This window comes from Pseudomonas sp. SWRI77, from assembly GCF_014269105.1.
Taxonomy (GTDB): domain Bacteria; phylum Pseudomonadota; class Gammaproteobacteria; order Pseudomonadales; family Pseudomonadaceae; genus Aquipseudomonas; species Aquipseudomonas capeferrum.
This window is the reverse complement of record NZ_JABWRV010000017.1, coordinates 14349-39226: the sequence shown is the minus strand read 5'-3', so window position 1 is coordinate 39226 and position 24878 is coordinate 14349. Positions and strand designations below refer to the sequence as shown.

General features: G+C 61.1%; 21 protein-coding genes. 16 read left to right on the top strand and 5 right to left on the bottom strand.

The window, feature by feature from the left end:
- Nucleotides 1–41: 41 nt before the first annotated feature.
- From HU766_RS16995 to HU766_RS16980, 4 genes are read left to right on the top strand one after another with little or no spacing between them, the layout of a single operon-like run.
- A complete protein-coding gene (locus HU766_RS16995; protein WP_033697637.1) occupies nt 42–599 on the top strand; it encodes a polysaccharide biosynthesis/export family protein in 558 nt (185 codons plus the stop codon).
- A gap of 23 nt (nt 600–622) precedes the next feature.
- Nucleotides 623–1738, top strand: coding sequence for a surface lipoprotein assembly modifier (locus HU766_RS16990; protein WP_186659056.1), 1116 nt, complete (start codon nt 623–625; stop codon nt 1736–1738).
- A gap of 20 nt (nt 1739–1758) precedes the next feature.
- Nucleotides 1759–3324 carry a Wzz/FepE/Etk N-terminal domain-containing protein gene (locus HU766_RS16985; protein WP_186659053.1) on the top strand — a complete coding sequence of 522 codons (1566 nt, stop codon included), beginning with the start codon at nt 1759–1761 and terminating at the stop codon, nt 3322–3324.
- Nucleotides 3325–3335: 11 nt separating this feature from the next.
- Nucleotides 3336–4142 carry a CpsD/CapB family tyrosine-protein kinase gene (locus HU766_RS16980; RefSeq protein ID WP_047583329.1) on the top strand — a complete coding sequence of 269 codons (807 nt, stop codon included), beginning with the start codon at nt 3336–3338 and terminating at the stop codon, nt 4140–4142.
- 49 nt (nt 4143–4191) lie between these two features.
- Here HU766_RS16980 and galE read toward each other — a convergent pair whose 3' ends face one another.
- The 3 genes from galE to HU766_RS16965 all read right to left on the bottom strand — a co-directional run bounded on the left by galE (nt 4192) and on the right by HU766_RS16965 (nt 9395).
- Complete coding sequence (gene galE, locus HU766_RS16975) at nt 4192–5154, bottom strand: UDP-glucose 4-epimerase GalE (RefSeq protein ID WP_186659050.1); 963 nt, start codon at nt 5152–5154, stop codon at nt 4192–4194.
- Between the two features lie 108 nt (nt 5155–5262).
- The gene (locus HU766_RS16970) at nt 5263–7863 is read right to left on the bottom strand and encodes a cellulase family glycosylhydrolase (RefSeq protein WP_186659048.1); all 2601 of its coding nucleotides are present in this window, start codon (nt 7861–7863) and stop codon (nt 5263–5265) included.
- 5 nt (nt 7864–7868) lie between these two features.
- Nucleotides 7869–9395 carry an O-antigen ligase family protein gene (locus HU766_RS16965; RefSeq protein ID WP_186659045.1) on the bottom strand — a complete coding sequence of 509 codons (1527 nt, stop codon included), beginning with the start codon at nt 9393–9395 and terminating at the stop codon, nt 7869–7871.
- 94 nt (nt 9396–9489) lie between these two features.
- On the opposite strand from HU766_RS16965, the gene HU766_RS16960 reads away from it, so the two are divergent.
- From HU766_RS16960 to HU766_RS16910, 11 genes are all read left to right on the top strand, one after another.
- A complete protein-coding gene (locus tag HU766_RS16960; RefSeq protein WP_186659042.1) occupies nt 9490–10866 on the top strand; it encodes an oligosaccharide flippase family protein in 1377 nt (458 codons plus the stop codon).
- Nucleotides 10867–11141: 275 nt separating this feature from the next.
- Entirely contained in the window at nt 11142–12608 is a 1467-nt protein-coding gene (locus HU766_RS16955) for a GMC family oxidoreductase (protein ID WP_186659039.1), read from the top strand.
- A gap of 106 nt (nt 12609–12714) precedes the next feature.
- Complete coding sequence (locus HU766_RS16950; RefSeq protein ID WP_186659036.1) at nt 12715–13332, top strand: acyltransferase; 618 nt, start codon at nt 12715–12717, stop codon at nt 13330–13332.
- Nucleotides 13325–14281 carry a glycosyltransferase family 2 protein gene (locus tag HU766_RS16945; protein WP_033697658.1) on the top strand — a complete coding sequence of 319 codons (957 nt, stop codon included), beginning with the start codon at nt 13325–13327 and terminating at the stop codon, nt 14279–14281. The genes HU766_RS16950 and HU766_RS16945 overlap by 8 nt, the downstream gene beginning before the upstream one ends.
- Before the next feature lie 8 nt (nt 14282–14289).
- Entirely contained in the window at nt 14290–14820 is a 531-nt protein-coding gene (locus HU766_RS16940) for a serine acetyltransferase (RefSeq protein WP_186659033.1), read from the top strand.
- A 5-nt stretch (nt 14821–14825) separates the two neighbouring features.
- The gene (locus tag HU766_RS16935) at nt 14826–15803 is read left to right on the top strand and encodes a glycosyltransferase (protein ID WP_033697660.1); all 978 of its coding nucleotides are present in this window, start codon (nt 14826–14828) and stop codon (nt 15801–15803) included.
- Between the two features lie 7 nt (nt 15804–15810).
- Nucleotides 15811–16812: a DUF535 family protein gene (locus tag HU766_RS16930; protein ID WP_186659030.1), complete on the top strand. Its 1002-nt coding sequence runs from the start codon at nt 15811–15813 to the stop codon at nt 16810–16812.
- 49 nt (nt 16813–16861) lie between these two features.
- Nucleotides 16862–18064 (top strand): glycosyltransferase family 4 protein, encoded by a 1203-nt coding sequence (locus HU766_RS16925; RefSeq protein ID WP_186659027.1) that lies wholly within the window; start codon nt 16862–16864, stop codon nt 18062–18064.
- A complete protein-coding gene (locus tag HU766_RS16920; RefSeq protein WP_186659024.1) occupies nt 18061–19248 on the top strand; it encodes a glycosyltransferase family 2 protein in 1188 nt (395 codons plus the stop codon). Before HU766_RS16925 ends, HU766_RS16920 begins: the two co-directional genes overlap by 4 nt.
- On the top strand, nt 19248–20012 hold the full coding sequence (locus HU766_RS16915; RefSeq protein ID WP_186659020.1) for a WecB/TagA/CpsF family glycosyltransferase: 765 nt from the start codon (nt 19248–19250) through the stop codon (nt 20010–20012). Before HU766_RS16920 ends, HU766_RS16915 begins: the two co-directional genes overlap by 1 nt.
- A gap of 212 nt (nt 20013–20224) precedes the next feature.
- Nucleotides 20225–21640, top strand: a complete 1416-nt coding sequence (locus tag HU766_RS16910; protein ID WP_033697665.1) for an undecaprenyl-phosphate glucose phosphotransferase — start codon at nt 20225–20227, stop codon at nt 21638–21640.
- Between the two features lie 17 nt (nt 21641–21657).
- Here the strand turns inward: HU766_RS16910 and HU766_RS16905 are convergent, their stop codons facing one another.
- Nucleotides 21658–22593 (bottom strand): LysR substrate-binding domain-containing protein, encoded by a 936-nt coding sequence (locus tag HU766_RS16905; protein ID WP_186659012.1) that lies wholly within the window; start codon nt 22591–22593, stop codon nt 21658–21660.
- Between the two features lie 146 nt (nt 22594–22739).
- Between HU766_RS16905 and HU766_RS16900 the strand changes: the two genes are divergently transcribed.
- Nucleotides 22740–24116, top strand: a complete 1377-nt coding sequence (locus HU766_RS16900) for an L-serine ammonia-lyase (protein WP_186659008.1) — start codon at nt 22740–22742, stop codon at nt 24114–24116.
- A 39-nt stretch (nt 24117–24155) separates the two neighbouring features.
- Here the strand turns inward: HU766_RS16900 and HU766_RS16895 are convergent, their stop codons facing one another.
- On the bottom strand, nt 24156–24833 hold the full coding sequence (locus HU766_RS16895; RefSeq protein ID WP_186659005.1) for a DUF3313 domain-containing protein: 678 nt from the start codon (nt 24831–24833) through the stop codon (nt 24156–24158).
- Nucleotides 24834–24878 lie beyond the last annotated feature (45 nt).

Below are 24878 nucleotides of genomic sequence, written 5' to 3'. Positions count from 1 at the left end.
TTCAGTGCTCTTTGTCGGGCCAATAGGCCGGAGGGACCCTCATGGTACGTTCATTGTGTTCCGCTTTTTGCGTGCTGATGCTGTGGTCCGGTACCGGCAACGCCCTCGAAAATAACGCAAGTTACCTGCTCAGCCCTGGCGATGTGGTCATGGTGTCTGTCTGGCAAGAGGAGAGCCTGCGTCAGGAGGCCACCGTACTTCCCGATGGCAGTATCACCTTCCCCTTGGCCGGGCGAATCGATGTCGCCGGCCTGGATGTCACGGCAGTCGAAAAACAGGTCGCTGCCAAACTCGAAAAATTTCTCCCCGACCCGAACGTCAGCGTTGTCGTCAAGAGCATCGCCGGCAACCTGGTCTATGTGCAGGGCAAGGTGATCAAGCCGGGGCCCGTGCAAATGGCGGGCCCCACGGCCGTATTGCAGGCCCTGAGCATGTCGGGTGGTTTGGACAAATTCGCTGACGAAAGCGCCATCAAGGTGGTCCGTGTCGACAAGGGCAGACAACAGATTCTGCCCGTGCGATATAAGGACCTGGTTTCCGGGCGTGACATGTCCACCAACATCCAACTTCAGGCTGGCGATACGCTGGTCGTTCCTTGATCTTGCCTTAATAAGAACACTTAATGCCTCTTCTAAGAACAACTAGCATTGCAACGGCAATCTTGGTCTTGCCGTTTACGGACGCGGTCCAGGCAGCAAATTGGCAGTCCTCGGTGGTGGTGCCGTCCTCGGTCGAATACGACAGCAACCCCTTGTTGCTGTCGTCTGAAGAAAAGGGTGTGACGCGCACGATCATCGCGCCCGACTACACCCTGGTCGGTACCTTCGACCGCGACGAGTTGCGTTTGGGTCTTGGCATGCAGGTGTTGCGCTCCTCCGACACCGACATCGTCGACGACCGCGAAGACCCCAACGTGAGCCTTGGCTGGCAGCGAGACACCGAGAAAGGGCGTTTTGGCCTGGTAGCCCTCTACAACGAAAGCTCCACGTTATCCGGCACCGTCCAGGACACCGGTGTGGTGACGACCGATGGCACGCAAAAGCTGTATTCGCTGGCAGGCAACTGGAGCAGCGCCATCACCGAGCGCAGCACGTTGTCCAACGAAACCAAGTACACCCGTGCCCGTTATGACATCGACACCCTGACCGGCTACAACGAACTGGGCAACGTATTCACTTGGACCTACGCCTGGAGTGAACGGGCCGACCTCTATACGCGCTTTGGCGCAAGGCGTTATGAGCCCGAGGAAGACCTTACTGCCACGGCCTCCAACAGCTACACGCCTGCGGTCGGGGTCAAGTATCAGTTTTCCGAACGCCTGAGTGCGGATGCGCACCTGGGGGTCAACAAGGTGTCCGGGTCCGAGGGCGGCCGGCGCGGTGAGGGCGGTGCTTCGCTGCTGTATACCGGGGTGCGCTCCGATGCCAGTTTCAGCGCCGAACGCAGCACGGTCGCCAGTGCCGAGGGCGGTTTTGCCCAGCTCGACATGGTGCGCGGTATCTACAGTTATGCGGTCAACGAACTGACCCGTGTCGGGGCCGATGCGTCATGGCAAGACAGCAAGGGGCAAACGCCCAACACCCTGCAAACCTACAGCGTTTGGGCCAGCCGGGAATTTTCGCCTTTTTGGGATCTGCGCCTATCGTTGATGTACAAGGAACGGCGCCAGGATGATGCACCCGATGCGACCGCTACGATTGTTGGTTTGACGTTGACGTATAGGTACCCCGACCTCTGAACTTCAGCCTGGTGGCCTTTATGAAGTCTGACTACGAGCTCTCCCTCAAAGATTACATCGCCATAATCAAGGATCGGGCCCTGTTATTGGGGATCAGTATCGTAGTCATTCTTGCCGCCACCGTGGTGGTGGCGCTGAGTGTGCCGCCTATCTATCAGTCCACCGGCACCATTCTGGTGGAGTCGCAGCAGATTTCGCCGGAGCTGGTCTCGGCGAATAACAACAGCTTTGCCGATGAGCGCATCGAGGTCATCCGCCAGCGGGTCATGACCCGCGAGAACCTGCTGCGGATCATCGACAAGTACAACCTGTTCGCCGACAAGGGCAAGCAGCTCAGCGAGAGCGACAAGATCGAACAGATGCGCAATGCCATCGTGGTCGCCTCGCTCAGTACCTTCGTCAGAGGGCGCGGTGAGGCCACGGTCGCCTTCACCGTGTCGTTCGAACACAAGCAGCCGGAAGTCGCCAAGGAAGTGGCCAGCGAACTGGTCACGCTGTTTCTCAATGAAAACCTGAAGCAGCGCACCGAGCGGGCGAACGAGACCACTGAGTTCCTGACCCAGGAAGCGAACAAACTTGGTGCCGAACTCGCCAGCCTGGAGAACCAGTTGGCAGACTTCAAGCAAGCCCATGCCAATGCCTTGCCCGAGCACCAATCGCTGCGCATGAGCATGTTGTCGCGCTCGGAGCTTGAGTTCAGGGAGGTCGACCGCGACTACAAGACGGCGCAGGAAGAGCTGCGTTACCTCGAGCTTGAGTTGTCCGCAGCCAATGCCGGGCTGACCACCAAGGCCGACGGTACGCGGCCGGCCAGTGCAGACCTGCCGCAGGACCTGCCCAGCCTCAAGGCCGAATACACCCGGCTGCTGAGCCGGTATAAAGAAGCGCACCCGGATGTGGTGGCGGTAAAACGCAAGATCCAGGCGCTCGAAGCCAGTGGCGGCAACAGCAAGGCTGCGTCTTCGGTGAGCCTTGACGTGGCCCGCGTTCGTGCAAGGATCGGCGCCGCCCAGGAGCGCATCACTTCGTTGGCCGAGCAAAAGCGTGAGCTGGTGAAGAAGATGGAAGGCTACGAGGCAGAGATTCTCGAAGCCCCGCAAGTCGAGCGTGGCCTGGTCACCTTGATGCGTGACCACGACAACGCCCGCAAGAAGTACGAGGAAATCCGCGCCAAGGAGATGGGCGCGAAAATTACCGAAAGCTTGGAGCAGGAAAACAAGGCAGAGCGCTTCGTGCTGCTCGAACCACCTCTGCTGCCCGAGAAGCCAATCAAGCCCAACCGCAAGAAGATCGCTGCCTTGGGCCTGGTGTTGGCACCGGCAGGTGGCGGTGCGCTGGTGATGCTGCTGGAAATCCTCAATCAACGGGTGCGTGGCGTCGGTGCGCTGGAAAGCGTGCTGGGCAAGCGCGTGCTGGTCACGGTGCCGTTCATCACTACCCAGGCGGAACTGGCCAAGCGCCGGCGCTGGCGCAACCTGCTGATCATCGCGGGGCTTGTGCTGATTGCTATGCTGGTAGTGCTGGTGCACGTGTTCTACATGCCGTTGGATGTGTTGCTGTTCAAGGCTATGGCGCGGTTTGAATAGGGAAAGCAGTGATGGACAGGATCAAGCCGGTAGTTGGCAATAATATTCATCAAGTTTCTCCAGGTGCCACCCAGGCTCCGCAAACCGCCCACGGGGCGGAGCAACCCGAGGTGCCTGGGCAGTTCGATTATGTGCAGACCAAGGTGGTGCCGTTGCGTGCGGAGCACCTTGAGCGTCATCGCATCGTCGCTTACAACAAGAACTCGAACATGAGTGGGCCCATTGACCTGTTGCGCACGCAGGTGTTGAAGGCCATGGAGGAAAACGGCTGGCGTACCTTGGCCATCACCTCGCCAACGCCTGAAGCAGGCAAGACAGTCCTGGCCATCAACCTGGCCATGAGCATTGCCCACCACACGACCAAGACGGCGCTGCTGGTGGACTTCGATTTGCGTCGGCCCAAGGTCGGCAGCAGCCTGGGCTTGCCGATGGACAAGGCGCTCAACGAATTGTTGGCTGACGAAGCCGGGCTGGAAGAAGTGTTGGTCAACCCGACGTTGCCCCGCTTTGTGGTACTGCCGACACGGGTGCCTATTCCGCTGTCCACCGAAGTGCTGTCCTCACCCCGGGTGAGCAACCTGATCGGTGATTTGCGCAACCGCTATGAGTCGCGGATCTGCATCTTCGACCTGCCGCCGCTGTTGAGCTCTGACGATGCGATCACGGTGATGCCCAAGTTCGACTGCGTGCTGCTGGTGGTGGCCAACGGCATGAACAGCAAGCAGGAGATCGAGGAATGTCTGCACCATCTGGCGGGGGTCAATCTGATTGGCACCGTGTTGAACAAGGCGGATGAAAAACCCCGCACGTACTACTGAGTACCCTGCGGTCTGCAGGAGCGGCCCCAGGGAATTGAGCAGGCAGCTCTCAATGCCAGGGGTACTGCAACTCCCACTGCCAGGCATGCGCCACAATCTGTTCAAGCGACGCATACGCAGGCTGCCATCCCAGCACCTGCATTGCCTTGCTGGCATCCGCCACCAACCTGGGCGGGTCGCCGGCGCGGCGTGGCGCATCGAGCGTAGGGATCTGCCGGCCTGTGACTGCACGGGCGGTATCGATCACCTGTTGCACTGAAAAGCCCAACCCATTACCTAGGTTGAATGCCGTGCTGGCGCCGCCTGCCACCAGGTAGTCCACCGCCAGCGCGTGCGCCGATGCCAGGTCGGCGACATGGACATAGTCACGGATGCAGGTGCCATCTGCAGTGTCGTAGTCACGACCAAACACCGTCACCGCATCACGTCGGCCGGAGGCTGCCTGGAGAATCAGCGGTAGCAGGTGGGTTTCCGGCTCATGGCGTTCGCCCAACTGGCCGTCAGGGTCAGCCCCCGCAGCGTTGAAGTAACGCAGGCAAACCGACTTCAGCCCGTAGGCGCGGTCGAAATCCTCAAGGATCTGCTCGACCATCCATTTGCTGAGCCCGTAAGGGTTGATTGGTGCCTTGCCATGCGCTTCATCGATGGGCACGTAGTGGGGGTTGCCGTACACGGCAGCGCTGGAGGAGAACACCAAGCGCTTGATACCCGCATTCACCATGGCCTGCAGCAATGTCAGGGTAGCCGCTACGTTGTTCTGATAGTACTTGCCAGGGGCGCTGACAGACTCACCCACCTGAATGAACGAAGCGAAGTGGAACACCGCATCGAACGGGCACTCGGCGAACAGGGCATCCAGCGCGGGCTCATTGGCAATGTCCAGTTCGGCCCATTGCACCCCAGGGCCAGGCGACACCAGGTCCGCCACCACCACTTCATGGCCTGCGGCCAGCAAGTGCTTGACCATGTGCGAGCCGATATACCCCGCGCCACCGACAACCAGTAACTTCATCCGTGCCTCCTGGACGCTGCTGTTGTATCGACGCAGTGAGTCGTCCCTGAATCGAACCGGCGGGAGTATCAGCTACAGGTCTTCAGAGACTGTAGATGGCCAAATGCCCTATTTCAAGAACAGCCAGTTGGACATGTACTGGCCATCGAAGGTGATGCTGTATCGCCCGTCCTGGTAGGCCGCTGGCAGTTCCTTCAGCTGTGCCTGGGCGTCGCGCGCGAAGAGTTTCAAGCCAGCTGCAGCCTTGATCGACAACGTGCCTTCGAAGGGCTCGACATTGAACGGCGTCTTGTCATCGGCCTTGGGCACGGCCCGGGTGCCCAGCGAGATCAGCAGGCTGCGCGACTGACCGAGCGGTTTCGCATCCAGGCTTTGCACGATGACACTGGCATACGGTGTTTTTGCCTGTACCGCGATTTGCCCAAGGTTGACCGTTCGCCCGCCAAGCCAGCCCGTCGCGGCCTGGGTGAGGGGCGTGTCGATGGTGTAGAGGCCTTGTTGCCAGTTGCGTTTGAGCTCCCCGGTATCGGTCACCGCCTCACTGGCATCGGCGTCCAGCAGCGACTGCCCAGGGTCGTGCAGCACCTGTGCGTCGGCAGGGATGACGCTGGGTTTCAGCCACGGCAACTCCGGCGTCTGGGGCATGGCAATCTGCAGCCTGCCTTTTTCCATGGCGGTACGCAGGGCCAGCGCGTTGCGCGGGGTGATGTCCTGATCGAACAAGGTGGCGGGTGTTGGCGCGAAAACGTAGCGGGTAATGGCTTGCCGTACATCGGCGCGGCGATAGAGCAGGGCAGCAGCGGGCAGGGTGGCCAGCATCGCTGGGTCGTTGTAGGCGTGCCAATTGTCTGCCGTGCGCCAGCCGCTATTGAAGGCCTGTTGGCTGTAGGCGTATTGCATCATGGCGTCCCAGCCCTGGTGGCTGGCGGTGCCTGCCACATACAGGGGCAGTGAATGGCGGTCGGGCAGGGGGAAGGGTTCGGCGTTCCACTCGGTGACCGTCAGGGGCAAACCGACCACCTGGGCTGCGGCTATCCAGTTGATCATCCCGTCGCTGGTCAGCGGGTTCTTTTCGAGCTGACCGATGGCGCCGTAGCTGTGTGCGTCGATCACATCGCCAGCGGTAAGCGCCGGCAGCGCGCTCAGGCCGTTGCCACCCCAGGTGCTGGTGGTGGCAATGGGTACCTTGACCCCCAGGCTGTGCAGGTGCGCGATCATGTCGACATCGAAGCGCCGTTCCAGGTCGTTCAGGAACAGTTTCGACGGGCCATGCTCCCAGGCACGCCAGGTGCGGTCTGCAGACAGGTCATGGCGCTTGGCGAAGGCTTTGGCTTGCTCCATGTAGAGCTGGCTGTGCTTGGGCACGCGCTTGTCCGGCATCAGGGCGTTGCCGTAGTGCTGGGTGATGTCGTTCTCGTTGGTGATCAATACCGCGGCAATTGCCGGGTCGTCCTTGTAGGCAAGCCCGGTGTAAGGGTTCACATGGGTCATGTACTGCTCGGCAAAACGCTTCATCGCCTGTTGAATGCTCAGGTTCACATAGGCATAGCCCTTGAGGTCGACCCGGCTCTCGCCCTTGGCCAGTTCGTCGAAGGCATAGATATTGTCATTGGCAGTGAGGGCGCGCTGTACGTGCATGTCGAGCCATACGTAGATGCCTTCGTCCTTGAGGCTTTTGACCCACAGGTCGATCTTGCGCAGTGATTCGGCGTTGAGCTGCTGGGTATCGCGAATCAGGGTGCCGTCGCCAAACACGTTCGGGCTGACCCACGGCGAGTCATGGTGGTGCAGCCGCACGAGGTTGAAGCCCAGTGCCGACAGGCGCTTGGCCTGTTTGGTGATTTCCTCGTCCGGCGTCTTGAACAGCGAGTATGCGGACAGGTTGGTGCCCCAGAAGCGTACGGGCGTGTTGTCCTCGAACACCAGTTGCTCGCCAGAGGCTTTCACAAAACCGCGCTTGCCTGCCGGTTTCTCTGGCGCATTGAGAAAGGACAGGTCGACCGGCGAGGTTTGCCAGTCGAGCTGGTCGTCGGGCCATTGTGTGGGGTCGGCCAGGCCAAAGCGTTCGGTTGGGGTGGGACCAAGCTCGATATCGCCGGTCACGTTCAACGTGGCCTTGATCTGCTGCTGGCCAGCGCTGATGGGGTCTTTGTAGAAAAACGCGCGAATTTCGGAGGTGTTGCCCTGTTCGAAGTACACCTTCGCCAGCGCCGGCTCGAAGCGCATCTCGATGCGCCTGCCTTGCGCATCCTTGCCCCATGACCAGCCGCGGTTGCCGGGTAGCAGCACCGGCTCGCCCATTTCCCCGGCGACCACGGCAGGGTCGAACTGGAACACGATGCCGCCGCCCATCACGTCGCTCTGCCTGCTGTGTGCGGTCAGGTCGAACGCCCAGGTCAGGGTTTGCGCCTGCTCCTTGCGGATATCCGCTGCCAGGTCGAAGTCCAGCTCCTTGTTCTTGCCTTGCAGGGTGTAGCGGTAGGGCGCATTGACCTTGAAGGCGGTATAAAAGCCGGTCCAACCCCAGTCAGCCGCCCAGAAATCGAACTTTGCTTTCATCACGGGGCCGCCACCGCGGGTCACGGTGGGCAGGCCGTTCTGTTCTTCGATGCTGACGAGCCAGCCTGATGCCCAGCCAGCCTGCGACACCACGGCCAGGCCAGCGAGCAGCGAAGCCCGCATGAAGCGGTGCATGGAAAAAGCGGTCATTGGCATCACCTGGGTTGAAGTCGTGCATCGGCAAGGGCGCTGGCCTGGCTGGCACGGAGCCTGCGCACCCTTTGTATGTAGGCCACCCCAAGCCCGGCGATCGACCAGTACACCGTGGGGATGATGGTGATGCTGCTGACGGTGAAAATGATCACCAGAATGCCCACCAGGGTCGCCAGCAAGGCCCGGCCCAGTTGCCGTTGCTCGTCATCCTTGTCGGGGAATGCGCGCATGGCCTTGCGGATGCCCAGCAGCACGGTGACGAAGAACGCCACGAACAGCGCGAGCCCGACCAGCCCGACCCGCAGCGCCAGGCTGACGTAGGTATTGACGATGTCGATGATGCCTTCACCCTGAATCATCGATTGCATTTCCGGGGTGTTACGGAAGTCGAACGAGCCGAACAGCGGGTTGCGCTGGATGACGATCCAGGCGTTGTCGATCAACCGTTCCCGGTAGGTAATGTTCTCTTTCTCGATATTGCCGATGAAGGGCAACAGGTCCAGCACCTTGTCGCCCCCGGGCAGCACCGTCAGCAGCGGCAGCGCCAGTACGCCGGCGAGGGCGAGCACGGTCAGGCGCTTGACCGCGCCTTTGCCCAGGGCAATGAACACCACCACGATGATCACGGCGCCGATCCAGGGGCCGCGGGACAAGGGTGCGAAAAGCCCGGCGGCCAGCAGCAGTGCGCCGAGTACCCGCTGCAGCTGGCTGCGGACGTAACCCTGGACGAACAGGTACAGGCCGATGGCCACGCTCATTACGTAACCCAGCGCAATCGCCTGGCCGGTGGTGGCGCTGGCGCGCAGCGAGCCACCGCGGCTCAGGTAACCGGACATGCTCCACTGCACGCCCATGGCATCGATCAGGGCGTTGTACAGCAGCCAGTGGCGGACGAACTCGGCGACGCCGATCAATGCCAGGACGAAGGAGGCCAGTACGAACGCCAGCATGGCATCCTTGAAGTCACTGATTTCCTTGAGCCCACGGCTGGCGACGTAGTACGGCAGGAACACATCGATGTACAGGTACAGTGCCTGGCGCAAGGTGTCGGTGAGGGTGGTTTCACGCAGGTACAGCACACTCATCAACACCAGGCTTGCCGCCAGCAGCTTGTCCGGCCAGGTGCGGCCGAAGCGCAGGGTGTCGCTTTGCCTGCTCAAGGCCAGCGCCGCAGGCAGCAACACGCACAGTGTCAGCAGGCGAACATGGTTGAGGTCGACCAGGTAGTTGACCACGCCGAACCCGGGTATCTGCACCGACGCAGGTGGAATCAGGAACAGCAACATGAAAAACAACGCCATGGCATTGCGTTCGCGCCGCCCGGCGATATACAGGATGATCGCGGCCGCAGCCACGTACACCCAGAAACTATGGGAGGCAAAGGCCACCAGCGTCAGGACGAACCATAGGTTGCGTCGGCGCTTGAAGTCGCTATAGGGGATGAGATCTGTCGCCGGGCGGCGCGCCATGACGAAAACGACGCCTGCCAGAAACAGAATGACGACAAGTGCACGAAAATGTTCAGGCATTGGCTAAGGCACCTATCCCTCGGTAAGCAACGGCTAGCATCATGGCTAATTGAAACTATAGTGACTTTTAGCGAATCAGTCAGAGATTGAAGTCATGCCGTCGATTGATGTGTCAGCCTCAGCGAGCCTGCGCAACCGCGCACTGAAGGCCGGGTCATGGAACCTGGTATCGCTGGTGGCGTCACAGGTCCTGCGCTTGGGCGGCAACCTGATCATGGCCCGTTTGCTATTGCCGGAAATGTTCGGTGTGATGGTCATTGCCACCACGGTTTCGGTGCTTTTGCACCTGCTCTCCGATGTCGGCTTGCGCCAGAACATCATCCAGAGCCACCGGGGTGACGACCCAGAATTTCTCAATACCGCCTGGACCGTACAGATCATCCGCGGTTTCGTGCTGTTTGCCCTGACCTTGCTGCTGGCGGCCGCGTCCTGGTTCGCGCAGCTTGCCAACCTGTGGCCGGCGGACTCCACCTATGCGGCGCCGGAGCTGCCGATGGTATTGGCGGTGACTGGCCTTTCGGCAATCATCTGGGGCTTCCAATCCACCAAGATAGATGTCGCTGTACGAACTTTCCAACAAAAGCGCGTGGTGCTGGTAGACCTTGCCTCGCAAGTGGTCGGTTTGATCGCCATGCTGGTGATCGGCTACTTCACGCGGTCGATCTGGTCACTGGTGGTCGCGGGCCTGGTCAGTGCCCTGGCGGGTACTGTACTGGGCCACACGGCCCTGCAAGGGCCGAACAACCATTTGCGCTGGGACCGCAGTGCACTGACCGAGCTGATCGTGTTTGGCCGCTGGATCCTGCTGTCGTCGATGGTGGGGGTGTTGGCCATGTACGGCGACCGCATCTGGTTTGGCGCCAGCATGACGGCGGGGCAATTGGGTGTGTATTCCATTGCCGTGCTGATCCTCGGGTCTGTGCAGACCGGGTTGCTGAAACTGGTGGGGTCGGTCGCGCTGCCGGCCTTCAGCGAAGCCGCCCGGGAAGGTGACAAAGAGCGCCTGAAGGCCCTGTACTACCGTTTCAGGTTGCTGGTCGACCTGGCCATGCTGTTTGCCTGCGGGGTGTTCCTGACCGCCAGCCCGTTGCTGATCGGCTGGATGTACGACGCGCGTTACACCGAGGCAGGTACGATCCTAGCCATTCTGTCGCTGTCCTTCTTCACATTGCGCTATACCTTGGCACACCAGATATGGATTGCCCTGGGCCTGACCAAGTACCAGGCCATGGACAACATCATCCGGCTAGTCTCGTTATGGGCGTTGTTGCCACTGCTGCTGGCCATTGGCGGGGTGAACTATGCAATCTGGGGGGTTGCCCTGCATACCTTCCCGACGCTGCTGTTGATTGTCTACGTCAACTGCAAGCTTGATATCTTCAGCATCAAGCGCGAGCTGGTGGTCTTGCCGATGCTGGCGGTGGGCGCGCTCTGCGGCCTGCTGGCGACCCGTTTGTTCAACTGGCTGTAACGCCGCCGTCTGGCGAGCGATGTTTCAACGTCGGGGCGGTCGAGTGACTGACTTTTGAACACTTCATCGAGATAGGTCGGGATCATGGGGAAGCTTACGTTGTGTACTGCGCTTTTGGGTCGTAGGGGCTTTCTTCAGAGCTGTGTCTTGCTGGGCGTTGGCGGCGCCGTGTTTGGCGGGGGCGCAGACGTTGCACGCAAACCCGTCGAAAAAACCGGCTACGTGGTAATCAACGGCTGGGTGTTGCCGTCGCAGTACTTCCGGAACGAGCAAGCATGATCAAGGACTATCAGCAGCAGAAAACGCTGCGTGACGGCTACGATTTTTGCATCATCGGGGCTGGCCCCGCAGGCATTACCCTGGCGCTGCGGTTGGCGGCTGCCGGGTGGAACGTGATGCTGGCCGAAGGGGGCGGGCACGAGTATTCGCCGCATTCCCAAGGGCTGTACCAGTGCACGTCGACTGGCCTTGAGTTGTACGCCGAGGAAACACGCCTGCGTTATCTGGGCGGCACGTCCAATCACTGGGCGGGGCGCTGCCGGCCTTTTACCCCTTCGGATTTCGCCGTTGCACCGCCTGGTGACTTGCCCGGCTGGCCCATCCCGTACTCGGAAATCGAGGGTTATCTGGCGGCGGCCATGGAGATCGTCGACCTGCCGTCAGGCGCGGCATTTCATGCGATGAACACCGGCCTTAGTGGCGGCGAGTTCGAGCCTGACCGCTTCCTGCTCAGCCCGCCGACGCGTTTTGCACAGAAGTACGCAACAGCGCTGAATGAGACTGCGGGGCTGGATGTGTTCATCAATTGCAACTGCGTCGATCTTGAGTTCGACAAAGCCTCGGGCCAGGTGATGGCCGCCGTGGTGTCTGACTACGACCGCCATCGGCAGCGCGTGCAGGCCAGGCACTTCATCCTGGCGGCCGGCGCCATCGAAAATGCCCGGCAATTGCTCAACAGTGAAACCCTGCTGGCCGCCGGTATCGTCGACAAGCAAGGGCTGACTGGGTGTTGCTTCATGGAACACCTGAATATCGACATGGGGACCTTCATCCTGAAGTCGGACCAAGACAAGGAGATGCGCCAGTACTACACCACCGATGCCTTTGTCGCGGAGTACCAGGCAGGTAAAGGCAATGTGACTGCCGCATTGCTCTCGGATGTACAGACCTATGGCCGCACGGCCGAGGTCAAACACTTTCTGGAGAACCTCGCCTGTGACATGGGCGTTGCCAGCAAAATCGAATTTTTCGCCAAGTTCAGCTGCCCCGGCGACGGCGTGATCGGCACGATGATCGAGCAGTTCCCCAACCGGCAAAGCCGCATATCGCTGCTGGATGAAAAGGATGAACTGGGGGTGGCCAAGGTCAACGTCAATTGGGCGTTGAGCGACACCGACCGGCACACCATCAAGTGCATTGGCACTGAACTGGCCAAGCAGTTCGCCGACATGGACCTTGGCTACGTCAAGCTCAACGACTTCGTGTATGACACGTCGGTGCCGCTGAAGATGGCGCCGCATGCCCACCATATGGGCACCACGCGCATGGCCGCGTCACCCGAGTTCGGTGTGGTCGATGCCGACTGCAAAGTCTTCGGCACCCAGAACCTCTACGTTGCGGGAAGCAGTATCTTCGCCAAGGGCGGTGCTTCGAACCCGACCATGCCGTTGTTGCAATTTGCCGTGCGGCTGGCGGACCACCTCAATGAGAAATCGAAATCGGCTACGGGTGCCACGGTGTAACGCACGTTGTAAATGGGTTGAGTGCGATGCGGTCAGCACCAAGAAGAACGAGACCGAATTCGCCTCAGGGACAGTCCAGATTCGCTTTGATTGCGAGGCTTGCAGAATGAATGGATGGCTACGGAGTGCACTGACGTATTATGTCAATTCCACAGGGCGTGGAGGCTCGACATACAAAAAGTTCTGTAACCCTACAGGACGGGAGTGGGGCAACTACCTGGCCCGCTGGGGCAAGTTTCATTCGGTAGGCAACAACTTTCACATCAACCCTGGGTGCAACGTCACTGACCCTGCGCTGGTGCGCATTGGCAATAACGTCGGGCTCTCGGATTGCACCCTGATCGGGCACGATGGCGTGGTCGCGCTGATCGAACTCTGCTACGGCAAACACCTCGATTCCGTCGGCTACATCGATATCAAGGACAACTGCTTCATCGGCCATGGCGCAATCGTCATGCCCCGCGTGACCATCGGGCCCGACTCGATCGTGGCTGCCGGTGCGGTGGTTACCAAGGACGTGCTGCCCGGCACCGTGGTCGGCGGCAACCCGGCCAAGTTCATCTGCACCACCGAGGCCCTGATCAAAAGGGTCGAGGATCGCTGCGAAAGCTACCCCTGGATCGAAATGGTCAAACAGCGCAAAGGTGCCTTCGACCCGGCGGTCGAGCCGGTCCTGGCTGCGCAACGGCGGCAGTACTTCTTCGGGGACGGTAGCAATGGATAGAAAACCCGTCGATGTCATGGTGGTCAATTTCAATACCGCGTCCTTGCTACAGCCCATGTTCGATGCGCTGCGCCAGGCCGATAGCGAAAAACTCGCCAGTTACCTGGTTGTCGACAATGCCTCGGTCGATGACTCTGTAGAGCGCATGGCCAAGGTGTGCCCCGAGGCGCTGTTGCTGAGCAACAAGAAGAACGTCGGTTTTGGCCGTGCCAACAACCAGTTGCTTGCGCACCTGCAGGGCAAGTACGCGCTGCTGCTCAACACCGATGCTTTCGTGGCGGCCGACTCCCTGGCCAAAACCATCGAGTACATGGACAACCACCCTGAGTGCGGTGTGCTGGGTGTGCGCCTGGAAGGTCGCGAGGGTGACCTGCAACCCAGTTGCCGCTACTTCCCAACCCCCCTGAACGTGTTTGTCGGCCGTACCGGGCTGGGGCGGTTTTTCCCTGGCTTGAAAATGGTCGACGAGATGAGCTGGGACCATGGCTCGGTACGGGAGTGCGACTGGCTGCCCGGTTGCTTCTACCTGGTCCGTCGAGAAGTGCTGGACCAGGTCGGCCTGTTCGACCCGCGCTACTTTCTGTACTACGAGGAAGTTGACCACTGCAAGCGGGTCAAGGAGGCGGGCTGGAAGGTGGTGTTCTATCCCCATACCACGGTGGTGCACATCGGCGGCGAAAGCTCCAAGTCAGTCAGCGAACTGGAGGCGGCCAGCCGGCAGATCTCCAGTTACCAGATCGAGAGCGAGCTGCTGTACTTTCGCAAACACCACGGTGTCGCCGGGCTGGCATTGCACATGCTGCTGGTGTGCATAGGGGACCTGGTGCTGGCGCTCAAGGCGCTGTTGAAGGGAAGGGGCCGCGCTGCGATACGGGCCTGCTGGCGGCATTGCCAGACCACCTGGTCGCTGTTGTTCAAGACCCGGTTCGCAACCCAACCCACACGGTAGGTGAAGCCATGTTCGAGAATATCCGCGCGGACTTGCGTGCACACGGTGGTGATTGGGGTGCCCAGGGGTTCTGGGTGCTGCTGGTGTATCGCTTTGGGCGCTGGCGCTATGGTGTGCGCCCGGCCCTGCTGCGCAAACTGTTCTCCATCCTCTACAAGATCCTGTTCAAGTTCGTGCAGATTATCACCGGGGTGGAATTGCCCTGCGAGGTGGTGATCGGCCGCAACTTCGTCATCGACCATTTTGGCGGCATCGTCATCAGTGGCTACGCCCGGTTCGGCGATGACTGCCGTATTCGCAACGGTGTGGTGGTGGGCCTGAAGAACGTCAACGAGCCGATTGCGCCGGTGTTTGGCAACAACGTCGATATCGGCGCAGGGGCCAAGGTGTTGGGCAATATCCGCATCGGCAACAACGTGACCATTGGCTCCAATGCCGTGGTGCTGATCGATGTGCCCGACGACTCACTGGCGGTCGGTGTACCCGCGACCGTCAAGCGTCGAAAACCAACTGAAGCTCAGGCGTGCCCGGTCGAGTGAGGCTCATGGAGACAGGTATCGGCGTGGTGGTGATCGGCCGCAATGAGGGGCTGCGCCTGGAGCGCTGCCTGCGCTCGTTGGCGCACGGTGCGGACCAGGTGGTGTACGTCGACTCAGGTTCTAGCGACGGCTCCGTGGCCATGGCGCAGGCTTTGGGCGTGCACGTGCTGGCGCTCGACATGGCCCGCCCGTTCACCGCAGCCCGGGCGCGTAACGAGGGCTTCGCTTGCCTGCAACGGCTGTTGCCATCGATGCGCTACGTGCAGTTTGTCGACGGTGATTGCGAGGTGGACCCAGGCTGGTTGGCCAGCGCCCAGGCATTTCTGCAGGCGCACCCTGAGGTGGCGGTGGTGTGCGGGCGTCGCCGCGAACGGTTCCCCCAGCGCTCGATTTACAATTGGCTGTGCGACCTGGAATGGGACACGCCCATCGGTGAAGCCAAGGCCTGTGGTGGCGATGCATTGATGCGTGTCGACGCGTTCACCCAAGTGGGCGGGTTCCGCCCGGACCTGATTGCCGGCGAAGAGCCAGAGTTGTGCGTGCGCTTGCGCGCCAAGGGTTGGAAGATCTGGCGGCTGGCCGCTGAAATGACCTTGCACGATGCGGCCATGACCCATTTCAGGCAGTGGTGGCGACGCAGTTTGCGGGCCGGCCATGCCTATGCCGAAGGTGCTTTTTTGCATGGGGGCGCGCCAGAGCATCATTGGTTGCGCGAGTCTCGTCGCGCCTGGCTGTGGGGCTTGGGTATCCCGCTGGCGACAGTGCTTGCCAGTGGCCTGCTGGGTGGCTGGGCGCTGCTGCTGTTGCTGATCTACCCGCTGCAGGCCGCGCGCCTGGCGCGTCGCGGTGGCAAGTCGAGGCGCGAGAACTGGTTGCAGGCGGTGTTCCTGGTGCTTGGCAAATTCCCTGAAATGCTTGGGCAGGTAAAGTTCCTGTTGAACCGGTTCGCTGCCGGCAAGGCCGCGTTGATCGAGTACAAATGAGAGCCCTATGATTGCCAGATCGATAGTGAAAAGTGTGCTCACCCTGCAACCCGGCTACTCGCTGCGGGCCTTGAACAACAAAGCCAAGCTGACGGTAGAGATCGCCAGGCAGTGGCCCGCACTGAAGGCGTTCATGCAGCGCATGTCGGCTGCGCTGGGTGATGACCGCTTCGCAAGGCTTGGGGTGGATTGCATCGGCGTCGTGCAGTGGCCCTACATCAGCAAGAATTGGCAGGCGCAGGAGCGCCTTGGGGTGGTGGCGTCGCACTTCGAAGAGGTGGCCAGGCGGTTTCCGAAATTGTTGCTGCTGGGCCGGGACGACAGCCTGGCCTTGTGTGACCTGTCAGCCTATTCGAAGGGGTGCGCGCTGCTGCTGGACCGGCCCATCTGGTTCAAGCGTGAAGGTGAACTGGTGCTCAACCTGTTCCAGGGCGATCTGCGCGTGGCGTCACTGGCGTTCACCCTGTGCCGTCAGCACGGTGAGTTGTGCCTGTTCATTGGCGCCGTCCAGGGCATTCACAAAGGCATCGACAGCGAAACGTCGTTGAACATCTACAGGGACCTGACCAAGGACTTCGAAGGCCTGCGCCCCAGAAGTTTTCTGCTGGAAGCCTTCAAGTGCATGGCCAGGGCACTGGGGGTAGTGCGCATCTACGCCGTCGGCGATGCGTACCGCCACCATCGTCATCCCTATTTTGGCGCCGACAAGGCGCAAGACCTGGCCGCCCATTACGACGTCATCTGGCAGGAAAACGGCGCCACAGCGTCGGAGCGCGAGGACTTTTTCAGTCTGCCTTTGGCCGCGGCCAAGCGGGCTGCAGACGACATCGCGCCCAAGAAGCGGGCGATGTACCGTCGGCGTCATGCCTTGCTGGATGACGTTTTCTCCCGCGTTGAAGCTGCATTGTCAGGCAGCGAGCGCAACCATGGGCTACAAGGGATGAAGGGGGATGTGCTTGAACGTGCATCGGCAGGGGGGCCGCCGCCGGCGATCGACAGCCTGAAGTAACGGGTTGCCGTTGGCAGGGTTCATTACGCAGGCATTGAATTGGATTCCTATGCGCATTGCTTACTTCATCAACCAGTACCCGAAGGTCAGCCATAGCTTCATTCGACGCGAAATGCTGGCGCTGGAGCGCCAGGGCATGGAGATCCAGCGCATTGCCCTGCGGGGCTGGGACGCCGAACTGCAGGACGCCGAGGACATTGCCGAGCGGGACAAGACCCGCTACGTGCTGCAGGACGGCATCGGTGGGTTGTTGGCACCGACGCTGCAGGTACTGCGCGCCGAGCCCCGGCGCTTCTTCGCCACCCTGTGGCTGGCCTTGCGCATGGGCCAGCGCGCAGACCGGGCCTGGCCTTATCACCTGGTGTACCTGGCAGAGGCGTGCAAGGTCTTGCTCTGGTTGCAGGCCTTTGGCGCCAAGCACGTGCACGCGCACTTTGGCACCAACTCCACCGAGGTGGTGATGCTGGCCCATGCACTCGGCGGGCCTGGCTACAGCTTTACCGTGCACGGCCCGGAAGAATTCGATAAACCGCAGTTTCTGCACGTGGGCGAAAAGGTGCGCCGCGCAGCGTTTGTCGCGGCGGTCAGCTCTTACGGGCGCAGCCAGTTGTTCCGCTGGGTGGCCCATGAGCACTGGGGGAAAGTGAAGGTGGTGCATTGTGGCCTGGAGCGCGAGTTTCATGCCGTCGCCGCTGTTGCAGCACCTTCGGCGCCACGCCTGGTGTGCGTGGGGCGCCTGTGCGAACAGAAGGGCCAACTGTTGCTGATCGAGGCGGCCCGCCTGTTGGCCGCCCAAGGCGTTGCATTCGAGCTGGTATTGGCAGGGGATGGCGAGATGCGCGGGCAGATCGAAGCCCTGGTCGCCCGCCATGGCTTGCAGGCACAGGTGCGGATAACCGGCTGGATCAGCGGCGCCCAGGTGCGGGACGAAATTCTGGCGGCCCGTGCCTTGGTGTTGCCCAGCTTCGCCGAGGGCTTGCCGGTGGTCATCATGGAGGCCATGGCGTTGCGCCGGCCGGTGCTGACGACTTATGTGGCGGGCATCCCCGAGCTGGTTCGCCAGGGCGAGAATGGCTGGTTGTTCCCGGCGGGCACGGTGGAGGAGCTGGCTGCGGCAATGGCCGATTGCCTGGCGCAACCCGCCGATGTGTTGCAGCGCATGGGCGAGGCGGCGTATGAGCGGGTGCTGCAACGCCACGATATCGATACCGAGGCCGCCAAGTTGGCCAGCTACTTCAAGGCCTGCGCATGATCAGCCTATTGGCGTGGCTATTGGGCCTGGTGACGGTTGCCATCCTGCTGCCATCGTTGGTGTTGTTCGCGCAGGTGCTGCTGGCTTGCCTGCCTGTACGATCCCAGCCCGCAGCCGGTGCCAGGCGCCCGCGCGTGGCGGTGCTGGTGCCTGCGCATAACGAGGCGTCGATCATCGCGTCGACGCTGGCGAGCGTCGGCCCGCAAATGCTGGCCCATGACCGTTTGCTGGTGGTGGCGGACAATTGCAGTGACGACACCGCGCAGTTGGCGCGCAGGGCGGGCGCTGAAGTGGTGGAGCGGCACAACGATCAACTGCGTGGCAAGGGCTATGCACTGGACTTCGGTGTGCGGCATCTGGCGCAGGACCCGCCAGAGGTGGTGATCATCGTCGACGCCGACTGCCTGGTGGGTGAGGGCGCCATTGACCTGCTGGCACGCCGCTGCCTTGAAGCTGCGCGGCCTGTGCAGGCGCTCTACCTGATGCATGCGCCCGCCGGCGCGGGCCTGAAAGTGCAGATTGCCGAATTTGCCTGGCGGGTGAAGAACCTGGTGCGCCCGCGAGGGTGGGCACGCCTGGGCTGGCCTTGTCAGCTGATGGGGGCGGGCATGGCATTCTCCTGGCGGGACCTGGCAGCGGTCGATTTGGCCAATGGGCACCTCGTCGAAGACTTGAAGCTGGGCCTGGATTTGTGCAGGGCCGGCAAGCCACCGCTGTTTTGCCCTCTCGCGCAGGTCACCAGCCAGTTCCCACTCAGCCAGGAAGGCTTGAGCAGCCAGCGCACCCGCTGGGAGCATGGCCACCTGGGGGTGATCGTGGCCCAAGTGCCTAGCTTGCTGGTGGGCGCGCTCGCGCGGCGCAATTGGCCGCTGCTGGCCATGGCCCTGGACCTGATGGTCCCGCCGTTGGCGTTGCTGGTACTGGCCTTGATAGTGGTGGTAGGCGTGTGCTGGCTGGCCGCGCTGCTGTTCGGTATCACCGCACCGGCGTGGATCGCCACGGCGGCCTTGGCAATGCTGGGTGTGGCGGTGCTGCTGGCGTGGTGGCGTTTCTCTCGGGAACTGATCCCGTTTTCGGTGTTGCTTTACGCCCCTTTCTACGCCGCGAGAAAGATCCCTTTGTATCTGGGTTTCTTGATCAAACGCCAGGTTGAATGGGTGCGCTCGAAACGGGATGACAGCTGATGAGCGAATGGCAAAGCCGCTGGAAAACGATTATCGGCAAACTGCAGGTAGTCAGAGACCCTGCGCAAGCGCAACACCTGCTTGAGGCACTGTGCCGGCCCGAGGCGCCGACGGTACTGGGTTTCGTCAATGCCCATGGCATGAACCTGGTGGCGGGTAATGCGGATTACTGCAAGGCGCTGTGTTCTGCCGATGTGCTGCTGCGTGATGGGGCCGGCATGGCCATCCTTTATCGCCGCCTGGGGCTGGACCCTGGGCTGAACATGAATGGTACAGACCTCATCCCCAAGCTGATGGCGGCGTTCAAGGGGCGGCGAGTTGCGTTCTGGGGTACCCGAGAGCCGTTTCTGGGCCAAGCGGTGCAGTGCAGCGAGGCCCGCTTCGGCCTGGTGCCGGTGTCGGTCCACGATGGTTTTGCCGATGTGGCCACTTACCTTGAACTTGCCCGGGCAACGCAGCCGGAACTGATCGTGCTGGGCATGGGGATGCCCAAGCAGGAAGCGCTTGCCCAAAGGCTGGTAGCCAGTGGCGGGCCGTGCCTGATCGTCTGCGGTGGGGCGATTCTGGACTTTCTTGGCGGCAAGGTCAGCCGGGCCCCGGCCTGGCTTCGCCGGTTGGGCGGGGAGTGGATCTTCCGTTTGGTGAAGGAGCCTAAACGCCTGTTCATGCGTTACGTGGTGGGTAACCCGGCGTTCCTTATACGAACCCTGTTCTGCACCAAGGCGAAGACGCTCGATGCCCGTAATACGCCCAGGCGTATCTGACGATTCGGCCAGGCGAGCCGTCTGAAATGGCCAAAATCCATGGCAGGGCGGATTCCGCCCGCCGGGTGGGCGAGCGACTGCTACAGTGATAACAAGCGGCCTTGGGGGGCGGCGAAGACTATTCAGAATACAAGATTCTACTTCAAAGGCTGTTATGGATTGATTGAGTAAGCTGCACGGCACTTGCTACGCTCAAATTAATGAGGTCTGAAATGGTTCTCGAACCCAGAAGCAGTCGTTCCTTACTTCAGCGAAGAAGCAGCGTAAGTAACGCCATTCAGGCAGGTCTAGATGGAATTGCAGTAACCGGTGTTGCCTGGTACTTGATCTATGATCAATTCGGTCACATTACCTCTGATTATGTGATCATGCTGCTGTTGTTAATTGGTGCGCTGGCTGTTATTTACGACCATTATGCAATTTATCGAACCAACGTCGGCTTGTCGATCAAGGCGTTCAGGTTGTTCAAGGCGTGGTCGGCAACCTTTTGTTTTCTGGTGGTCATGGCATTTCTTACCAAACAAAGCGAGACGTACTCGCGGTTGTTGGTGGTGCAGTTGTTTGTCTTTGGTTATTTTGCCCAGCTGTTTTTACATGTGGTGGTGCGTGAATTGCAAAAACGCTTTACCGCCCACGCCCGCCTGGACAACGCGCTTATTATCGGAGCGGGTGACCTTGCCAACTTCCTGCACCAGAAGATCAGCAACAACCCCTGGTTCGGTGAACGGGTGCTGGGTTGCGTGCTGATCAATGATTCGGCTGAGCAGGGCAGTGCCGACGCAAAGCAGCGCCTGCCGGTACTCGGGCATGTCACCGACCTTGACGAGATTGTCGCCAAGCACGCCATTCGCACGGTGTACCTGGTCACCCCGCTGGGTGGCTCCGAAGTGATTAACGATGTGTATTTGAAGTTGCTCGACAAGTGCATTGCGGTCAACTGGGTGCCGGATATCTTCTCGTTGCGCTTGATTAACCACAGTGTGCGGGAAATTGCCGGTATTCCGGTATTGACCTTGTCGGAAACACCCTTGACCGGCATGAGTTTGTTTCTGAAGAACCTCGAAGACCGGGTGCTGGCCGCATTGATTTTACTGTGTGCCTCACCGGTGCTGCTGGCGGTGGCTATCGCGATCAAGATCGACAGTCGCGGCCCGGTCTTCTTCAGGCAAGAACGGATGGGCTGGACGGGGGAATCCTTTCGCATCTGGAAGTTCCGCAGCATGCATGTTCATCAACCGGAAAATGGCGTTGTCAAACAGGCTCAGAAGAATGACCCAAGGCTCACCCGGGTGGGCGCCTTTATTCGCAAGACCAGCCTGGACGAGTTGCCGCAGTTGTTCAATGTATTGACCGGCGAAATGTCGTTGGTGGGGCCGCGCCCCCATGCACTTCAGCACGATACGCTGTATTCGCAAGACATTGTCGACTACTTTGCGCGGCACAATATCAAACCCGGCATGACCGGCCTGGCGCAGGTCAGGGGCTTCCGGGGTGAAACCAAAGACATTGAGCAGATGATCCAGCGGGTCGACTCGGACATCGAGTACATCAACAATTGGTCGTTGTGGCTCGACTTTGTCATTTTGGTCCGCACGCTCAATGCCTTTACCGGCAAGCAGGCCTACTAGCCCGACGCTGTCGACCCTCACGCCAGCGGGTGCAGTTCCCTGAACCCACGAGCCTCTTCCACCAGCCAATCATGCACCGCGCGGGCGCCGGGCTGGGTCAGCCCGCCGGGCGGGTAATGCACCACATAGCGTTTGTGATTGGCGATCGCTAACCCGAACGGCACGATCAGCGCCCCCCGTTCCAGTTCATCGTTGAGCAGGGTGCGCCGGGCGATTGCCACGCCAACCCCGGCAATCGCCGCCTCGATGGTCAGGTGGTTGCGGTTGAAGGTATGCCCCCGCCGTACATCGAGGCCGCCCGCGCCGATACCTTCCAGGTAGAACTCCCATTCAGCGTACTCGGAGGCCCCTCGCCAGGCGGTGATGTCATGCAGCAAGGGGTAATGCGCAAGGTCAGCCGGCCCGTGCAGCGGTGGTCGGCCACGCAGCAGCGTGGGCGAGCAGACCGGGAAGATCTGCTCGTCCAGCAACGGCGTCGACAGCATGCCCGGGTAACTGCCATCGTTCAGGTCGATGGCCAGGTCGAAGTCCCCCGGGTGCAGTGCCTGTGCGCTGTCTTCGGCCACCAGCCGCAACTCGATGTCCGGGTAGCGCTGCTGAAAGCGCGGCAAACGTGGCGTCAGCCATTTGGCCAGAAATGACGGAATAGAACGCAGGCGCAAGGTGCCGCGGATCTCACCGGCGTCCAGGCGCAGCAGCTCGGCCTCGATGCTGCCATAGGCCTCGGCCACTGTCTGGGCCAGGCGTTGCCCTTCGGCGCTCAGCTCGACCCCGCGGGCGCGCCGCAGGAACAGGCGATAGCCCAGTCGTTCCTCCAGCTGGCGCATCTGCTGGCTGACTGCGCCCGGTGTGATGTGCAGTTCTTCGGCGCAGCGGGTAAATGACAAATGCCGGGCCGCACAGGAGAACACATGCAGCCAGACGAACATCTGGCCATTGAGTTGTCGTCTCATCGTTTAGTACTACTAAAGCCTTGCTTAGGAGGTTTCGTTGGTCATCCTTGCCGCAGCAGGTCAGTATCGCTCAACTTCGCAGTAGCGTTCAATTTTCTCAGTGAACCGTGCATGGGCGTTTCTGTCCAGCCCGGTCAGGCATTAGTATGGCTATCAGTGTTTTCGACCTCTTCAAAATCGGCATCGGCCCTTCGAGCTCCCATACCGTGGGCCCGATGCGGGCGGCGGCGACCTTTGCCCAGGCCCTGCGCGAGCGCGGTTTGCTGGCCCAGGTGACGCGCGTCGAGGTGCGGCTGTATGGCTCGCTGTCGGCCACCGGGGTTGGCCACGCCACCGACCGTGCATGCCTGCTCGGGCTGATGGGCCAGTGGCCGGACCGGATCGACCCCGCCACCATCGAGCCGCGGATCGACCAGCTGATGCAGGAGCAATGGCTGATGCTCGATGGTAGCCACCCGCTGGCGTTCAACTACACCCGCGACATGCGGCTGCTGGACGAAAGCCTGCCATATCACCCGAACGCCATGACCCTTGAAGCGCTGGGCGGGCAGAGCAGCCTGTTCAGCCAGACGTACTATTCGGTGGGTGGCGGTTTCATCGTCGAGCAGGCTGAGGTCGATGCCCCGCAGAGTGAAGCGAATTCGGTCGATCAGCCGTATCCGTTTGCCAGCGCGGCTGAGTTACTGGCGCTGTGCGAGGCGCACCGATTGAGTGTCGCGCAACTGATGATGGCCAACGAATGTGCCTGGCGCACGGAAGCCGAGGTGCGCGAAGGGCTGCTGCGCATTTGGGCAGTAATGGGTGAGTGCGTCGAAAATGGCCTGCGCAATGAGGGCATCCTGCCAGGTGGCCTGAAGGTCAAGCGCCGCGCCGCACGACTGCACCGCAGCCTGCAGGAGCTGGGCAAACCGAACGTGATCGGTTCGACCCTCAGCGCCATGGAGTGGGTCAACCTGTTTGCCCTGGCGGTAAACGAAGAAAACGCCGCCGGCGGGCGCATGGTGACGGCGCCCACCAACGGTGCGGCAGGCATCATCCCGGCCGTGCTGCACTACTACATGAAGTTCAACCCGGATGCCTGCGATGACGATGTGGTGAGGTTCCTGCTTGCAGCGGCCGCAGTCGGCATCCTGTGCAAGACCAACGCTTCGATTTCCGGTGCCGAAGTCGGTTGCCAGGGCGAAGTGGGGTCGGCGTGCTCGATGGCGGCGGCTGGCCTTGCCGAAGTGCTCGGTGCCACGCCACCGCAACTGGAAAATGCCGCCGAGATTGCCCTGGAGCACAACTTGGGCCTGACCTGCGACCCGGTCGGCGGGCTGGTGCAGGTGCCGTGCATCGAGCGCAACGCGATTGCTGCGGTCAAGGCAATCAACGCGGTGCAGATGGCCCTGCGCGGCGATGGCGAGCACTTCATCTCGCTCGATCAGGTTATCCGCACCTTGCGCGACACCGGTGCGGACATGCATGCCAACTACAAGGAAACCTCGCGCGGCGGCCTGGCTGTCGCCTATGTCGAGTGCTGATTCACCCTGCCCGGGGCCGCTTTGCGGCCCCGGGTCTGGTTAGCGGCTTTTCTGTTTCAGCGCTACAAAGCTTGCGCGCATGTCCTTGGCCCAGCCGTCCAGCACGGGCTTGACGTCATCCAGGGTCAGCTTCTGGGTGTCGTTCTCTAGCTCCTTGCCTGCGCCCTTGCGCACCACCTGAGCGAGCACCTTCTGGCTGGCGCCGTCGAGGAAGGCTGCCTCGACACCGACATCTACGTCTTGGTCACGGCCGCCCATGGCGGTATTCACGCCTGCCGAGATCAGCGCAATCGGGATCACTTCGTAGGCCTTGAAACCCTCGTTGCTGGTGGAGACTGCGGTAATCGCCGGGCGTACGACGATGGTGCCCGGGCCGGGGGCCTTGGCCAGGGTCAGTACACTGCCCAGTTCACGGCGCATCGCTTCGTTGAAGTAACGGCTGATCTCCTGCAGCGTCTGCGCCGAGATGACGGCTGTCGGTTGCGGTTTGGGGTAGAACTGACTGGGCTCGATGAACACCTGGCTGTACTGATTGACGTTGACCTTGGGGTCCATCCAGCGCATCACCGGTGCGCCAGAAGGGCTTTCAGCGGGTTGCAGGCGGCTGTAGTCCTTCAGGAAGCCGGAGTAGTCGCTGGGGTCCACGCGGTTGCTGGAGCAGGCCGCGACGGCAAGCAAAGCTGCGCATAACAGGGTGATGCGAGGCAGTGATTTCATGATCGTGATGCATCCATGAGGGGTCGGCCAGAACAACGCTAGCAG

Excerpts from the sequence above, each read along its gene's own strand:
- HU766_RS16995 (WP_033697637.1), top strand. The coding sequence starts at position 42 with ATGGTACGTTCATTGTGTTCCGCTTTTTGCGTGCTGATGCTGTGGTCC.
- HU766_RS16990 (WP_186659056.1), top strand. The coding sequence starts at position 623 with ATGCCTCTTCTAAGAACAACTAGCATTGCAACGGCAATCTTGGTCTTG.
- HU766_RS16985 (WP_186659053.1), top strand. The coding sequence starts at position 1,759 with ATGAAGTCTGACTACGAGCTCTCCCTCAAAGATTACATCGCCATAATC.
- HU766_RS16980 (WP_047583329.1), top strand. The coding sequence starts at position 3,336 with ATGGACAGGATCAAGCCGGTAGTTGGCAATAATATTCATCAAGTTTCT.
- galE (WP_186659050.1), bottom strand. The coding sequence starts at position 5,154 with ATGAAGTTACTGGTTGTCGGTGGCGCGGGGTATATCGGCTCGCACATG.
- HU766_RS16970 (WP_186659048.1), bottom strand. The coding sequence starts at position 7,863 with ATGACCGCTTTTTCCATGCACCGCTTCATGCGGGCTTCGCTGCTCGCT.
- HU766_RS16965 (WP_186659045.1), bottom strand. The coding sequence starts at position 9,395 with ATGCCTGAACATTTTCGTGCACTTGTCGTCATTCTGTTTCTGGCAGGC.
- HU766_RS16960 (WP_186659042.1), top strand. The coding sequence starts at position 9,490 with ATGCCGTCGATTGATGTGTCAGCCTCAGCGAGCCTGCGCAACCGCGCA.
- HU766_RS16955 (WP_186659039.1), top strand. The coding sequence starts at position 11,142 with ATGATCAAGGACTATCAGCAGCAGAAAACGCTGCGTGACGGCTACGAT.
- HU766_RS16950 (WP_186659036.1), top strand. The coding sequence starts at position 12,715 with ATGAATGGATGGCTACGGAGTGCACTGACGTATTATGTCAATTCCACA.
- HU766_RS16945 (WP_033697658.1), top strand. The coding sequence starts at position 13,325 with ATGGATAGAAAACCCGTCGATGTCATGGTGGTCAATTTCAATACCGCG.
- HU766_RS16940 (WP_186659033.1), top strand. The coding sequence starts at position 14,290 with ATGTTCGAGAATATCCGCGCGGACTTGCGTGCACACGGTGGTGATTGG.
- HU766_RS16935 (WP_033697660.1), top strand. The coding sequence starts at position 14,826 with ATGGAGACAGGTATCGGCGTGGTGGTGATCGGCCGCAATGAGGGGCTG.
- HU766_RS16930 (WP_186659030.1), top strand. The coding sequence starts at position 15,811 with ATGATTGCCAGATCGATAGTGAAAAGTGTGCTCACCCTGCAACCCGGC.
- HU766_RS16925 (WP_186659027.1), top strand. The coding sequence starts at position 16,862 with ATGCGCATTGCTTACTTCATCAACCAGTACCCGAAGGTCAGCCATAGC.
- HU766_RS16920 (WP_186659024.1), top strand. The coding sequence starts at position 18,061 with ATGATCAGCCTATTGGCGTGGCTATTGGGCCTGGTGACGGTTGCCATC.
- HU766_RS16915 (WP_186659020.1), top strand. The coding sequence starts at position 19,248 with ATGAGCGAATGGCAAAGCCGCTGGAAAACGATTATCGGCAAACTGCAG.
- HU766_RS16910 (WP_033697665.1), top strand. The coding sequence starts at position 20,225 with ATGGTTCTCGAACCCAGAAGCAGTCGTTCCTTACTTCAGCGAAGAAGC.
- HU766_RS16905 (WP_186659012.1), bottom strand. The coding sequence starts at position 22,593 with ATGAGACGACAACTCAATGGCCAGATGTTCGTCTGGCTGCATGTGTTC.
- HU766_RS16900 (WP_186659008.1), top strand. The coding sequence starts at position 22,740 with ATGGCTATCAGTGTTTTCGACCTCTTCAAAATCGGCATCGGCCCTTCG.
- HU766_RS16895 (WP_186659005.1), bottom strand. The coding sequence starts at position 24,833 with ATGAAATCACTGCCTCGCATCACCCTGTTATGCGCAGCTTTGCTTGCC.